General features: G+C 63.3%; 11 protein-coding genes. 3 read left to right on the top strand and 8 right to left on the bottom strand.

Annotated features, from left to right (window positions below; genetic code table 11):
* Positions 1–3: 3 nt before the first annotated feature.
* From AC3B5Q_RS03435 to ycaC, 7 genes are all read right to left on the bottom strand, one after another.
* Positions 4–1,026, bottom strand: coding sequence for a DUF2955 domain-containing protein (locus AC3B5Q_RS03435; RefSeq protein ID WP_103443479.1), 1,023 nt, complete (start codon positions 1,024–1,026; stop codon positions 4–6).
* Positions 1,016–2,113: an HlyD family secretion protein gene (locus tag AC3B5Q_RS03430; protein ID WP_021784757.1), complete on the bottom strand. Its 1,098-nt coding sequence runs from the start codon at positions 2,111–2,113 to the stop codon at positions 1,016–1,018. Before AC3B5Q_RS03430 ends, AC3B5Q_RS03435 begins: the two co-directional genes overlap by 11 nt.
* On the bottom strand, positions 2,110–3,624 hold the full coding sequence (locus tag AC3B5Q_RS03425; RefSeq protein WP_103443478.1) for an efflux transporter outer membrane subunit: 1,515 nt from the start codon (positions 3,622–3,624) through the stop codon (positions 2,110–2,112). Before AC3B5Q_RS03425 ends, AC3B5Q_RS03430 begins: the two co-directional genes overlap by 4 nt.
* A gap of 3 nt (positions 3,625–3,627) precedes the next feature.
* The gene (locus AC3B5Q_RS03420) at positions 3,628–4,725 is read right to left on the bottom strand and encodes an AI-2E family transporter (RefSeq protein ID WP_488392832.1); all 1,098 of its coding nucleotides are present in this window, start codon (positions 4,723–4,725) and stop codon (positions 3,628–3,630) included.
* A 40-nt stretch (positions 4,726–4,765) separates the two neighbouring features.
* Entirely contained in the window at positions 4,766–5,962 is a 1,197-nt protein-coding gene (locus tag AC3B5Q_RS03415) for a monovalent cation:proton antiporter-2 (CPA2) family protein (protein ID WP_003247422.1), read from the bottom strand.
* Between the two features lie 36 nt (positions 5,963–5,998).
* Complete coding sequence (gene ppk2, locus AC3B5Q_RS03410) at positions 5,999–6,814, bottom strand: polyphosphate kinase 2 (RefSeq protein ID WP_014755312.1); 816 nt, start codon at positions 6,812–6,814, stop codon at positions 5,999–6,001.
* A 106-nt stretch (positions 6,815–6,920) separates the two neighbouring features.
* Positions 6,921–7,541 (bottom strand): isochorismate family cysteine hydrolase YcaC, encoded by a 621-nt coding sequence (gene ycaC, locus AC3B5Q_RS03405; protein WP_003247424.1) that lies wholly within the window; start codon positions 7,539–7,541, stop codon positions 6,921–6,923.
* A 210-nt stretch (positions 7,542–7,751) separates the two neighbouring features.
* On the opposite strand from ycaC, the gene AC3B5Q_RS03400 reads away from it, so the two are divergent.
* The 3 genes from AC3B5Q_RS03400 (at position 7,752) to AC3B5Q_RS03390 (ending at position 11,177) form a co-directional block, all read left to right on the top strand.
* The gene (locus AC3B5Q_RS03400) at positions 7,752–8,141 is read left to right on the top strand and encodes a YybH family protein (protein WP_021784753.1); all 390 of its coding nucleotides are present in this window, start codon (positions 7,752–7,754) and stop codon (positions 8,139–8,141) included.
* 92 nt (positions 8,142–8,233) lie between these two features.
* Positions 8,234–9,733 (top strand): purine-cytosine permease family protein, encoded by a 1,500-nt coding sequence (locus tag AC3B5Q_RS03395; protein ID WP_103443475.1) that lies wholly within the window; start codon positions 8,234–8,236, stop codon positions 9,731–9,733.
* A gap of 13 nt (positions 9,734–9,746) precedes the next feature.
* Positions 9,747–11,177, top strand: coding sequence for an aldehyde dehydrogenase family protein (locus AC3B5Q_RS03390; protein WP_488392831.1), 1,431 nt, complete (start codon positions 9,747–9,749; stop codon positions 11,175–11,177).
* A gap of 132 nt (positions 11,178–11,309) precedes the next feature.
* On the opposite strand, the gene AC3B5Q_RS03385 is transcribed toward AC3B5Q_RS03390, so the two are convergent.
* Positions 11,310–13,721 carry a DUF3772 domain-containing protein gene (locus AC3B5Q_RS03385; protein WP_135192637.1) on the bottom strand — a complete coding sequence of 804 codons (2,412 nt, stop codon included), beginning with the start codon at positions 13,719–13,721 and terminating at the stop codon, positions 11,310–11,312.
* Between the last annotated feature and the right edge of the window lie 22 nt (positions 13,722–13,743).

The following is a 13,743-nucleotide window of genomic DNA, read 5'->3' as shown; positions in this document are numbered from 1 at the left end:
GGCTTAACCGCTAAGAAGCCCGCGCCGACTCCGAAGTCGGTCAATCCAGATCAACATGCCGCTGGCATACACCGATACCGCCAGAAACAGCGCCATACGCACCGCAAACGCCTTGTACACATCCTGCCCGGCAGCACTGTCCTGCACCGACTGCCCCAGCAAGATCAGCATGGTCGTCAGGCAACTGACCCAGTACGCCGGGCCCTGCCGGCTCAGCACCGCCTGGTACAGGCGTCGAGCCTGCCAGAGGGCAAACAGCAATACCCACAAGAAGAACATCCACAGGTGAACGAACAGGCTCAGCGCCACCCACAGCACTATCGCCAACACCCCGGCAAGCAAGGTTGAACCGATCAGCTCGCGGCTGGCGCGCCGCGCGCGGGTTTCACCGGCTTGTTGCCCCACGCTCACGGCCTTCATGATCAACGGCATGTACTGGTCAGGGGCGATCAATGCCAGCAGAAAGGCCGGCATCACGATCAGCGTGGCACGCAGCGCCACCCAGCTGACATGCTCGCTGCCCAGCAGCGGCGGCACCGGCTGTGCTGGCGCATTGGCAGGTTCGGGGAACAACGTATGCGCCACCGACGTGCCCAGCACTGCCAGCAGCATGCCTTTGGCCAGCGCTTCGACCACCGACAGTGCCAGGGTGAAGTCACTGGTGCCAGCAGCGGCGATCATGGTCAGGCCGACCACCAGCAGGTTGGCCAGCAGGCCGTTGCCGCCCTTCAGGGCATAGCGCAAGGTCAGGAAAACCCCCACCCCGACCAGTAACACCCCGGCCAACGGAGCATGGCGCAACAACGGAATCAGCAGCAACCCGCTGCCGCAAGCGAGCAGCACCAGTAGCGCCAGGGCCGGCGCCGCGCGCAGGGGCAATGGCTGGCTGCGCATGGCCAGCAACAGCACCGCGAACACCGGCGCCAGGATCGGCACCGGCAAGCCGATATCAAAGCTCACCGCCAGGCACAGCGCCACGCCCCAGGCCAGGCGCAGTGCGCGCAGGCGGCGCAATTCAATAGGCATACGACAACCAGCTCATCAGCCACATGAACAATCGGCCCAGCAGGTTCATTGGGTTACCTTCGCTGGGCAGGGCCATGACCTCGGCCTGACCACCGACCCGCAGCACGGTCTTGTCCTGAAGCTGGTCGCGCTCCAGCTCCACAATAACCGGGAAACGCTGCGCCGAACGCAGCCATTCGCGGCTGTTCTTCACGGTCGGCAGCGTACCCGGCGGCGTGCTCTGCCCCACGCTAACGCCGTAGCCAATGCTGCGTATGCGCCCCTTCAACACGGTGCCAGGTAGCGCATCGAGCACCACCAGCACCGGGGTTTCAGGGCGCAAGCGCCCGAGGTTGTTCTCGGTCATGTCGGCACTTATCCACACGTCATGGATACTGATCAGGGTCATCATCGGGCTACCCGCCCCGACATAATGGCCAACGTCTGTGCGCAAGTCGGTGATCAGCCCGTTCGCGTCGGCACGCACCACGGTACGAGCAAGGTCCAGGCGAGCCTTTTCCACATTAGCCGCAGCACTGCGCAGCTGGGCGTTGTCTTCCTGTGCCCCGCCCTGCTGCTCACGGGCGCGCTCCACCTCAGCACGGGCTGCCGCCACTTGGCTGATGGCCTGGTCGCGGTTGGCCTGGGCGCCTTCCAGGCGGCGCACCGACACCGTACCGGGGTCTTCGTCAATCAACCGTTTAAGGCGCTCGGCATCCTGCCGCGCCTTGCGCTCATTGGCCTGGGCTGCCAACAACGCTGCCTGCGCCGAATCGATGCCGGCGGTACTGGCCCCGATCTGCCGGCGCACGGTATCGAGGTCGGCTTCGGCACGGGCCAAGGCAATGCGGTATTGCTCCTGATCGAGTTCGAACAGCACATCGCCCTGCCGCACCTCCTGGTTGTTGCCCACGGCCACACGCTTGATCTGCCCGGCCACTTCGGCGGCCACCGGGACCACGTAAGCCTGCAGGCGGGCTTGCTGGGTATATGGCGTAAAGCGGTCAGCCAGCAAGTACCAGAGCAGGCTGATGGCAATCAGCAGCAGCACCCAGCGCATGCCGCGATCCGGGGCTGACGGGGGCGGCGTTGGCGTGGCGTCGCTCATTCGGTTTCACCTTGTGCATGCGCGGTGGGGGCTGGCTCGTCGAGCAACTCGCCCCAGTCGGTGCGTTGTTGCATTTGTTGGCGGGTGGCTGGGTCGATCGGCGCGCGGCTGGCGTCCCAACCTCCACCCAGGGCCTTGTACAAGGTCACCAGGCTGCTGACTGCGTTGCCACGGCTGACCAGGTAACCGTCCTGTTGCTGCAACAGCAGTTGCTGAGCATCGAGCACCCGCTGAAAATCGGCGAAGCCTTCGCGGTACTGCGAGCTAGCCAGATTCAGCGAGCGCTGCGCAGCCTGAGAGGCCTGGTCGCGAATGGTTGCACTCTGCAGCGAGCGCACCAGCCCGCTGGCTGCATCGTCGGCCTCACGGGCGGCTTCGCGCACGCCCTGCTGGTACAACTCGATCAGTTGCTGCAAGCGGGCATCTTCCACGCGTACGGTGTTCTTGCGCCGCCCATAGTCGAACGGGTTCCAGATCAGGCTTGGGCCAGCAGCCAGGTCGAAGGTGTCGGGCAAATGATTGGCCGATAAAAAGGTCCAGCCGATACTGCCGAGCAAGTTCAGTTGTGGATAAAGATCGGCCTCGGCCACCCCGACCAGCGCCGACTGTGCCGCCACAGCCTGCTCGGCGGCGCGAATGTCCGGGCGGCGCTGCAGCAGGCTGGCAGGTACATCCTGCAACACTGCCCGCTCTGGCAAGGGCAGTTGGCCACGGCCGGCCTCCAGTTGCGGCAGCGGCCCGGGCGGGCGGCCGAGCAGCGAACACAGCACATTGCGCAGGGCGTTGAGCTGGTTCTCGAACTCGGGAATGGTGGCCAGAGTCGCCAGGTATTGAGTACGCGCCTGCTGCCAGTCGAGTTCGTCATTTTCGCCGTGGCGGAACAACCGCTCGGTGATCTCCAGGCTACGCGCCTGACGCTTGGCGTTCTCTTGTGCGATAGCCAGCCGCGCCTCGGCGGTACGCAGGGCAAAGTAGGTGTCGGCCACTTGCGCACGCAGCAGCAGCATGGCATCGGCGTAGTTGGCCTGGGAGGCGAAATAGACGGCATCGGCGCTTTCGATGGCGCGACTGAAACGGCCCCAGAAGTCAATTTCCCAGCCGATGTCGAAGCCCACGCTGGATTGCCAGAACACCGAATCACGGGCCGAAGGCGTACCAGACTGATTCTGCTTCAGGTACAGGCTTTGCGCACTCAGTTGCTGCAGCTGCGGATAACGCCCGGTCTGCACGATGGCCAACTGGGCACGGGCTTCAGCGATACGCAGGCCAGCCACGCGCAGGTTGGTGTTGTTGGCATCGGCCTCAGCTATCAGCGTATCCAGCGTCGGGTCGGCAAACACCGCCCACCACTGGCGCAGGTCGGGCGCCGCCGCGCTGCGCTCGGCCTGCTCCAGCATTGGCGTGCTCCAGCCGCCCAACCACGGCGTTTGGGGCTTTTCATAATCCGGGCCGACTTGGGTGCAACCGGCCAGCACCATCAGCAGCCCCAGGCCACAGCAGCGGTTGGGCATGGCTCAGGCGGCAGGTGGCGCTGGTTGCTCCGGCACCTGCAGCGCAACCCATTGCCAGAACAATACGTAGGCCACGCCAAGGATTACCGGGCCGATGAACAAGCCGATGATGCCTTTGACCACCATCCCGCCCAATGCACCGATCAGTACCACCGGCATTGGTACATCGACCCCGCGTCCCAGCAGCAGCGGCTTGAGCACGTTGTCGGCAAGGCCGGCGACAAAGGTGTAGACGGCAAAAATGATGGTCGCCACCGTGAAGCCTTCGGCGTTGAACACATAAATGATCACCGGCAAGGTCACCAGCGTCGCCGGGGCCTGTGCAATGCCCAGCATGAGGATGACGATGGCCAGCATCCCGGCACCGGGAACCCCTTTGACGACAAAGCCGACACCGATCAGCAACATCTGGATGAAGGCAATGCCAATCACCCCTTGCGCCACCGCGCGAATGGTGGCCGTGCACAGCGTGGCCAAGGGTTTACCGCGCTCTTCGCCTGATACCCGCATGGCGATACGCTGCGCAGCGATTTCACCGCGATCACCGAAGGCCATGATGACCCCGGAAATGATGATCGCGCCGATGAACAGCAGGAAGGCCCCGCCAGCGCTGGCCGCAGCGCCCAGCACCGTTAGCCCGGCCCCCTTGATCTGGGGCATCCACTGGTTCAGTACACTGGCCATGTTTTCGGAGGCCGCCAACCACAGCGCATGCACCTTCGGCCCGATCAGTGGCCAGGTCGCCACGGAATCAGGCGGGACCGGCACGCTCCAGGCGCCGCTCTTGAGCAGCGTCACCAGGCTGTTTACCGATTCGCCAATCGACATCATCACCAGGTAGATAGGCACCAACAGCAGCACCAGAACCAATAGCACCACCAGCGTCGCCACATAGCCTTGCTTGAGCCCGGTGCGGCGCTGGATACGGCAATGCAATGGGTACAACGTAACCGCCAGGATCACCGCCCACATCATCAACTCCAGGAACGGCTGAAACACCTGGAAGGCGAAGATCACCAAGGCTGCCACCAGACCGGCCTTGATGAGCACATCGAGCAAGCCCCGCGAAAGGGCGCTGTCCAGCTTGAAATTCGACTGCATGACTCACCTCCCGATACCCAATGCGCCAGCAAGGCGCAATTCACTGGCCCGTTTCAGGGGATGCCTGTACAGGGCTGTCATCGCGCAGCTGCCGCGCCAGGGCCATCATGACCAAGGGCACCACCGCCATCGACAAGGTGATGGCCAGCACCAGCAGGTCGTGTACCTGTTGGGTGAGTACCTGGTGCTCCAGCGCCAGCTTGAACACCACGAAGGCAAACTCGCCGCCCGAAGCCAGCACCACGCCCAGGCATAACGCCTGGGCCTGGTTGAGCCCTCCGACCGTATGCCCCAGGCCATACAGCAAGGGCAGCTTGATGGCCACCAGCAGCACGGTGAGGCCCAGCACCATCAGCGGCATGCCGAACAGCAGACGCAGGTCGGCACTCATACCTACGCCAACGAAGAACAATCCAAGCAGCAGGCCTTTGATCGGCTCGATCTGGGTTTCCAGTTCGTGGCGGAACGGCGACTCGGCCATCAGCACACCGGCCAGAAACGCCCCCAGCGCCATCGACACACCCACATGCTCCATCAACCAAGCGGTGCCCAGCACGACCAGCAAGGCCGTGGCGGTCGACAGCTCAGGCAGGCCCGAACCCACCGTCCACTTGAATATCGGGGTCAGCAGATAACGGCCAAAAACAATCAGCACACCAATGCCGACAGCTACAGCCAACAAAGGCCAGGCACCTTCGTCAGCCGTGCTGACATCGCCACCGAGCAGCGGCACCACGGCAATCAAGGGAATGGCGGCAATATCCTGGAACAGCAGGATGGCCACGGCCAGGCGGCCATGAGGTTTGCCCAGGTCCTTGCGCTCGGCCAGTACCTGCAAGCCAAAGGCGGTGGACGACAGCGCCAGGCCCAGCCCCAGCACGATGGCGGCGGGTTTCGATTGGTCGAACAGCCAGAATGCCAGTAGCCCAAGCAGCACGGCGGTCAGCCCCACTTGCAAACTGCCGACGCCAAATAGCGCCCGACGCATGGTCCACAGGCGCCTTGGGGACAACTCCAGGCCAATCACGAACAGCAGCATGACCACGCCCATTTCCGACAGCCGCGCCACGTTGTCCGGGTTGCCGAGCAGGCCAAACACCGACGGACCAATCAAGATACCCGCCAAGAGGTATCCCGGTACTGCGCCCATTTTCAGACGCTGCGCCAGCGGTACCAGAAGCACCACAGCCAAAAGGAATACCACCGTCGCCTGCAACAGGCTACCGTCATGTGGCATGAGCTCGTACCTTCGCAGCTCCCTGCAGGGAGGGGTTCAGAAACGTTCTTCGACGAACTTGAACGGGTAGGCGACCGCCTTGTACTTGCCGATCTTGCCGCGTTTGGGCAGCTTCACGTGCTGGTCGCGGGTTATATCCTTGTAGGGAATACGGCTGAGCAGATGGCTGATGATATTCAGCCGGGCGCGACGTTTGTCGTTGGAATTGGCCATGAACCACGGCGCCCAAGCGGTATCCGACGCCTGGAACATTTCGTCACGCGCTTGGGTGTATTCATCCCAGCGGCTATACGACTTGAGGTCCATCGGTGACAACTTCCACAGCTTGCGGCCGTCGTTGATGCGATCCTGCAGGCGCCGGGTCTGCTCGTCGGCGCTGACTTCAAGCCAGTACTTGATGAGGATGATCCCTGAATCGACCATGACCCTTTCGAACCCGGGTACTCCGGTCAGAAACTTGTCCACTTGCTCGCCAGAGCAAAAGCCCATTACCCGCTCAACGCCCGCACGGTTGTACCAACTGCGATCGAAGATCACCACTTCACCCGCCGCAGGCAGATGGCCCAGGTAACGCTGCACGTACATCTGGGTCTTTTCCCGCTCGGTCGGTGCGGGCAGCGCCACTACACGAAACACCCGCGGGCTGACACGCTCGGTAATGGCCTTGATGGTGCCACCCTTGCCGGCGCCATCGCGGCCTTCGAAGACAATGCATACCTTCAGGCCCTTGGCGACCACCCACTCCTGTAGCTTCACCAACTCTACATGCAGGTTCTTGAGCGCTTTTTCGTACGCCTTACCGCCCAGCTTTTCTGGCTGTTTTTTGGAGGGCTTCCTGGACGGCTTCGACATGACACGCTCCTGAAGGCGAATGAAGAGTGAGTATGGTCGATTAATGCCAGTTTGCCGCTTCGCTTGCAGATTGATGTGGGGGCTGTCGTGCAGCCCCCGGGAGGCACTATTTGGCCAGCTTGTTGTAACTGGTCATCAGGTTGCGGTAGTCCGGGATATGGTTGGAGAACAGGGTACCCAGCCCTTCGATGTCGTTGCGCCAGTCACGGTGCAGTTCGCAGGCCACGCCGAACCAGGTCATCAGCTGCGCCCCGGCAGCCTCCATGCGTCGCCAGGCCGAATCACGGGTCAGTTCGTTGAACGTGCCAGAAGCGTCGGTGACGACGAATACCTCGAAGCCCTCCTCCAACGCCGACAGGGCCGGGAAAGCCACGCATACTTCAGTGACCACGCCAGCAATCAGCAGCTGTTTCTTGCCGGTGGCTTTTACCGCTTTGACGAAATCTTCGTTGTCCCAGGCGTTGATGTTGCCCGGGCGTGCAATGTAAGGGGCATCAGGGAACTGCTCTTTCAGCTCCGGCACCAGCGGGCCGTTGGGCCCCGTCTCGAAACTGGTGGTGAGGATGGTCGGCAGCTTGAAGTATTTGGCCAGGTCAGACAGGGCCAAGACGTTGTTCTTGAAGCGGTCGGGGTCGATATCCCTTACCAGCGAGAGCAAGCCGGTCTGGTGGTCGACCAGCAGTACGGCTGCGTTGTTCTTGTCCAGACGCTTGTATTGGAAGGTCACAGTGGATCTCCTTGCTTCAGCGGGTTGGGAGTATCAGCGTAGGCAAGGATGGAGGGTGGGAGAGACCGTCAGTCGGCTTGCCTGTACTGCCATGTGCCCCATCACTTCACAAATTCCTGAACTGATTATTTGCCGCCAGCGATTTTTCCCCTCGCCAACCGCCACCAGAATCGCTTCACCACAATCACAAAAAACCGTGAGGCCACTCCCGTGGACCAGACACTCCAAGTGCGGCAAGCTGCCGCCGACCTCGTCGCGGCGTTCGCCAGCAACGACACCGCCCGCTATTTCGCCTGCTTCAGCGAAGACGCCACCTTTCTGTTTCACACCTTGCCGTATCCGCTGCTGTCGCGTCGCGCCTATGAAGAGCTGTGGGCCCAGTGGCAGGCCGAGGGCTTTACCGTGCTTGCCTGCGAATCGGGCAACGCCCATGTAAGCCTGCAAGGCGACGTGGCTATTTTCATGCACGATGTGGCCACGCGTATCCGCATCGCCGGTGAAGAGCAGCAGTTGAGCGAGCGCGAGACCATCGTCTTCAGCCGCCTTGGTGAACAGTGGCTGGCCTGCCACGAGCACCTGTCGGTCGTAACGCCGGCCTGATCACCTTTTACGCGGCGCTGCCGCCCTGCCATCGCACCCACAAAAAGGCCCGCGCACTGCGCTGGCTATAACAACCGCGCTGGAGCACCACCATGAGCCACTCGACCGGTATCGAGACCAACGGCGTCGAACAGATCCCCGCCGATCAACGCGACGCCTCCCCGCTGGACCTGTTCCGCCTGATCTTCGGCGGTGCCAATACCTTCGCTACCGCCGTACTGGGCAGCTTCCCGGTGCTTTTCGGGTTGTCATTCCAGGCCGGTGTGTGGGCGATTCTGCTTGGCGTTGGCATCGGCGCACTGATCCTTGCCCCGATGGGGCTGTTCGGCGCGCTTAACGGCACCAACAACGCCGTTTCATCAGGCGCGCACTTTGGCGTACACGGGCGCATCGTCGGCTCGTTCCTGTCGCTGCTCACGGCGGTGGCGTTTTTCTCGCTTTCGGTGTGGAGCTCGGGCGATGCATTGGTCGGTGGTGCCAAGCGCCTGGCCGGCCTGCCAGAGACCGACCTGACCCTGGGCCTGGCCTACGGCTTGTTCGCGGTGCTGGTACTGGTGGTATGCATCTTTGGCTTCCGCTTCATGCTGTGGGTCAACAAGATTGCCGTGTGGGCCTCGAGCCTGCTGTTCCTGCTGGGCATCGTCGCCTTTGCCGGGCCCTTCGATGCGGGCTACGCAGGCAGCGTCAACCTTGGCGAGGCAGGTTTCTGGGCTGCGTTCGTCGGCGCGGCGATCCTGGCCATGAGCAACCCGGTGTCGTTCGGTGCGTTTCTGGGTGACTGGTCGCGCTACATTCCACGTGAAACACCCAAGGCGCGCATCATGCTGGCCGTGATCGCGGCACAGGGGGCGACGCTGATTCCGTTCCTGTTCGGCCTGTGTACGGCCACCCTGGTCGCCACCCAGGCGCCGGACTACATCGCCGCCAACAATTATGTGGGCGGCCTGCTGGCGGTAGCGCCAAGCTGGTTCTTCCTGCCGGTGTGCCTGATTGCGGTGATCGGCGGCATGTCCACCGGCACCACCGCGCTGTATGGCACCGGCCTGGACATGTCCAGCGTGTTCCCACGCATGCTCAGCCGAGCCGGCGCCACCCTGCTGATCGGCGTGCTGGCGATCGGCTTCATCTTCATTGGCCGCTTCACCTTCAACCTCGTGCAGAGCGTATCGACCTTTGCCGTGCTGATCATTACCTGCACCAGCCCGTGGATGGTGATCATGATCCTTGGCCTGATTACCCGCCGCGGCTTCTACCACGCCGACGACCTGCAGGTGTTCACCCGCGGCCAGCGTGGTGGCCACTACTGGTTCCTGCACGGTTGGAACTGGCGCGGCATGGGGGCGTGGATCCCCAGCGCGGCGGTCGGCCTGTGCTTCGTCAACCTGCCGGGGCAGTTCGTCGGCCCACTGGGTGACCTGGCTGGCGGCATCGACCTGAGCCTGCCGGTCACGCTGGGGCTGGCTGGCGTGCTGTACCTGCTGTTGCTCAACCTGTTCCCTGAACCTGCTGGCGTGTATGGCCCCTTGGGCCCGCGATGGGTGCGTTGCAAAAGCACCGCGCATACGCCTGTGACCACTGCCGAAATGGCCTGACTGGAAACCGACCATGACCACTTCCCACTATATCGCCGGCCATTGGGTCGAAGGCCAAGGCAGCGACTGCATCAGTGTCAACGACCCTGCACTGGGGCAACCGTTCGCCGAGCTGATGGCCGCCAGCGTGAGCCAGGTCGACCAGGCCGTCGCCGCTGCCCGCAGCGCCCTGCCCGCCTGGAAAAGCACCGGCGCCAGTGAACGTGCCGCCTTCCTGCGTGGTTTTGCCGAACAGCTCGGGCAACGCCGTGAAGCGCTTGTCACCCTGCAGATGCGCAATAACGGCAAACCGCGTCACGAAGCGGAAATCGACCTGGATGACGCCATCGCCACCTTTGGCTATTACGCCGAGCTGGCCGAGCAACTGCCATCGAAAAACCGCACCGTGCCGCTGGCTGCGCCGGGTTTCACCGCCCGCACCCGCCTTGAACCGGTGGGCGTGGTCGGCCTGATCGTGCCGTGGAACTTCCCGTTGGTGACCAGCGCCTGGAAACTTGCTCCGGCCTTGGCCGCCGGTTGCACCGTGGTGCTCAAGCCTTCAGAGGTTACGCCGCTGATCGAGCAGGCCTACGGCCAGATCGCCGACGCCCTGGGCCTGCCCGCCGGGGTGCTGAACATCGTCAACGGCAAGGCCGAGACCGGCGCCGCGCTAAGCAACCACAACGGCCTGGACAAGTTGTCGTTCACAGGTAGCAACAGCGTCGGCAGCCAGGTGATGCGCAGCGCTTCGGCGCAGTGCCGACCAGTGACGCTGGAACTGGGCGGCAAGTCGGCCATCGTGGTGTTCGAGGATTGCGATGTCGACCAGGCGGTGGAATGGATTGTGGCCGGCATCAGCTGGAACGCAGGTCAGATGTGTTCGGCCACATCGCGGCTGCTGGTACAGGACGGCATTGCCGATACACTGCTGCCGCGCTTGCAGGCGGCACTGGAAAACCTGCGGGTGGGTAATCCTTTGACCGAAGAGGTCGACATGGGCCCGCTGACCAGCCAGGCGCAGTGGCTGAAGGTGGCCAGCTACTTTGCCACGGCGCGGGAAGAAGGTTTGCAGTGCCTGGCTGGCGGCCATGCACTGGACCGTGAAGGCTGGTTCGTCAGCCCAACGCTGTATACCGATGTGCCGAAAGACAGCCGCCTGTGGACCGAGGAAATCTTTGGCCCGGTGCTCTGCGCACGGCGCTTTGCCACCGAGGAACAGGCCATTGCCGAAGCCAATGACAGCCGCTTCGGGCTGGTCGCCACGGTGTGCTCCGCCGACCTGGAACGCGCCGAACGCGTGGCCGATGCGCTGGAAGTTGGCCATGTGTGGATCAATTCGGTGCAGGCGGTGTTCGTCGAAACGTCATGGGGTGGCACCAAAGGCAGCGGGATCGGCCGTGAGCTGGGGCCTTGGGGGTTGTCAGCGTATCAGTCGGTCAAGCATGTAACCCGCTGTCTGGGCTGATATCGCAAGGGGCCGGTATTCGCGGGTTCACCCGCGAATACGTTGGCGGCGGCAACGGTGAACGGGGGGTGGAGATTGGCCAGCAGGCCTGGCCCTTTAGCGGGTAAACCAGCTGGACGCCCCCCCCGATGCCTACACCGACTCGTCAGCCGGCCGCGCACCTTCCTGCACCAGCACCATGCTCTGCGGCGAAGACAGTGGAATGCCTTCATCACGCAACCGGCCAAGAATGGTGAACAGAAGGTCGCTGCGGGTGCCGGACACCTGTCGCGGCCCGGCCACGTAGCCACTCACACCAATCACCATACCGCTGGCCGTCAGGTCCTTGAATGACACCGAGGCAGCGGGCGCGTCCAGAATCGCCTCATGCTCATGGTAAGCCGCCAGCAGCAACTCCCGCACACGGTTGGCATCAGTCTCCAGCGGCAGAGTCAGGGTAATGCTGACCACGCCCAGCGCATTGCCCATGGTCACGTTGCGCACGTTCTGCGAGATGAACTGCGAGTTGGGCACGATCACCGTGGAACGGTCAGACATCTGGATCTCGGTGGCGCGCACATTGATGCGGCGGATATCGCCCTCGACACCCGCCAGGCTGACCCAGTCGCCTACCTTGACCGGGCGCTCGGTCAGCAGGATCAGGCCGGAAATGAAGTTCTGCACGATCTGCTGCAAACCGAAACCGATACCGACCGACAGGGCACTGACCACCCAGGTCAGGCTGGTGAGGTTGATGCGCAAGGTCGACATCACCAGCATGGCCAGGAACAGGAAACCCAGGTAGCCCACCAGGGTTACCAACGAGGCCCGCATGCCGGCGTCCATGTCGGTTTCCGGCAGCAGACGATCGCTTAGCCAGCGCTTGACCACACGGATGGCGAACAGGCCGCCGAGGAAGATCGCCAGGGCCAGCAGGATGTCCTGCGGAACGATGTTCAGGTTGCCGAGTAGCTTGCCCCCGGTCCCATCCCAGTCGCCAAGGCTCAGCAGCAATTCGCTGGGGCTGGTGCCTGACGGCATCAACACCAGCAACAGCGCCAGGAACAGCACGATGGTGCGGCCGACACCGGCCAGTATGGTGCTGACCTGCGCCTGGTGACGAGGCGCCAGGCCCAGGGTCGAGGCCAGTGCCAGGCCACCGGGCTGGCGGGGCGACAGCAGGGTTTCGCACAGGTCGCCGAGGAAGGTGGTCAGCAAGTAGGCACAGGTGATCACCAGGCTGACCCACAACAGCTTGGCGGTGAGGAAATAGGCGAGTGTCAGGTAGCCGGTGAACAGTGCCAGCAGAATCAACGTCAGCCAGATGACCATCACGAACGGGATCAGCCCGGCCAGGCCCGTCGGGCGCTGCAGGTCATGCTTGCGCAGGGTGCGGCGATAACACAGCAGCGCGCTGGCAAAGGTGGACGCCACCACCAGCGCGGTCAGCCCGTTGACGGCCACCGTCAGCGCCAGACTGACGCCGATCACGCTGTTCATGCGCTCCATGGTCATCATGACCATCAGTGCCAATGCCAGCACCTTCGGGAACCAGCCCAACGCACTGGCGACTTGGTCGTGGATCGCCGGCAGCCGCCAGGACGGGCGCTGCAGCATCAGCATGGCGCGGCCCAGGCCGGTAATGAAGGCACTGAACACTACCAGGGTGAGGATGTGGTTGGTCAGGCTGGCGATGTCCGAACCCAATTGCGCATTGCTTTCCAGCCCCCAGCGCAGCAACGAAACCGAGCCGGCGATGGTACCCAGGGTTGCCAGGCTAACGCCCAGAGCCAAGGCGCTGCGGCGCAGGCGGCCGTCGGGCAACCAGCGGACCATGGCACTGGCCAGCATGCGTTCAAGCACGCGCCGCACCAACGTCCACACCAGAATCGCTGCCACCAGGCTGGCAACGAACTGCCAGCGGTTTTCGGCGCTGAAGGCGCTGCCGATGGCATCGGCCGCCTCGCCGCGCAAGTCACGCAGGCGCGCCACGTCATCCTGGGTAGGGCGGATGATGCTCTGCCAGAACGCCGGGCTCAGCGGCGAGGCTGCACGGCTGGTGATTTGCGAGTTGAACTGGCTGCGGCGCAGGTTGACGATTTGCGTGGACAGGTCGCGGGCCGACTGGGTCAGCTTGGTGGCCTGATCCTGCTGGGCTACCAGCGCCTTTTTCTCGGCCTCCAGCGCTTTGCGCTGCTGTGTCAGGGTAGCGGCCTCATCCGGCTGAGCCGGGCCGATGACCTTCAGCTGGTCGTCGAGCCTTCCCACATCGGCAGTGCGCTGTGCACTCAATGCATCAGCTTGACGCTGAACCTGCATCGCTGCGAGGCGCAGTTGCGACAGCGCGTCGTCGTTGGCGTCGCTGGTGACGCCCTGGCGGATGAGGTCCAAGTGGTCGCTCAGCTGTTCGAGGCTGGCGTTTTCGTCCAATGCTGGCGCTTCGGCAGCCGCCAGATTGGACAATGGCGTGGCTGGGGCCGACCAGGCCGGGCTGGCAAGTACCAGCATCAGGGCCAGCAGGACCAGCAGGCCCGGGCAATAACGGTCAAGGCTGACACGCCTCATCGAATATTCCTCTTAGCAATTC

Source organism: Pseudomonas sp. D5(2026) (assembly GCF_057766845.1).
Note: the sequence above shows the minus strand (reverse complement) of the source record. Positions and strands in the feature narration are given on the sequence as shown.

Excerpts from the sequence above, each read along its gene's own strand:
- AC3B5Q_RS03430 (WP_021784757.1), bottom strand. The coding sequence starts at position 2,113 with ATGAGCGACGCCACGCCAACGCCGCCCCCGTCAGCCCCGGATCGCGGC.
- AC3B5Q_RS03415 (WP_003247422.1), bottom strand. The coding sequence starts at position 5,962 with ATGCCACATGACGGTAGCCTGTTGCAGGCGACGGTGGTATTCCTTTTG.
- AC3B5Q_RS03385 (WP_135192637.1), bottom strand. The coding sequence starts at position 13,721 with ATGAGGCGTGTCAGCCTTGACCGTTATTGCCCGGGCCTGCTGGTCCTG.
- AC3B5Q_RS03390 (WP_488392831.1), top strand. The coding sequence starts at position 9,747 with ATGACCACTTCCCACTATATCGCCGGCCATTGGGTCGAAGGCCAAGGC.
- AC3B5Q_RS03395 (WP_103443475.1), top strand. The coding sequence starts at position 8,234 with ATGAGCCACTCGACCGGTATCGAGACCAACGGCGTCGAACAGATCCCC.
- ppk2 (WP_014755312.1), bottom strand. The coding sequence starts at position 6,814 with ATGTCGAAGCCGTCCAGGAAGCCCTCCAAAAAACAGCCAGAAAAGCTG.
- AC3B5Q_RS03420 (WP_488392832.1), bottom strand. The coding sequence starts at position 4,725 with ATGCAGTCGAATTTCAAGCTGGACAGCGCCCTTTCGCGGGGCTTGCTC.
- AC3B5Q_RS03425 (WP_103443478.1), bottom strand. The coding sequence starts at position 3,624 with ATGCCCAACCGCTGCTGTGGCCTGGGGCTGCTGATGGTGCTGGCCGGT.
- AC3B5Q_RS03435 (WP_103443479.1), bottom strand. The coding sequence starts at position 1,026 with ATGCCTATTGAATTGCGCCGCCTGCGCGCACTGCGCCTGGCCTGGGGC.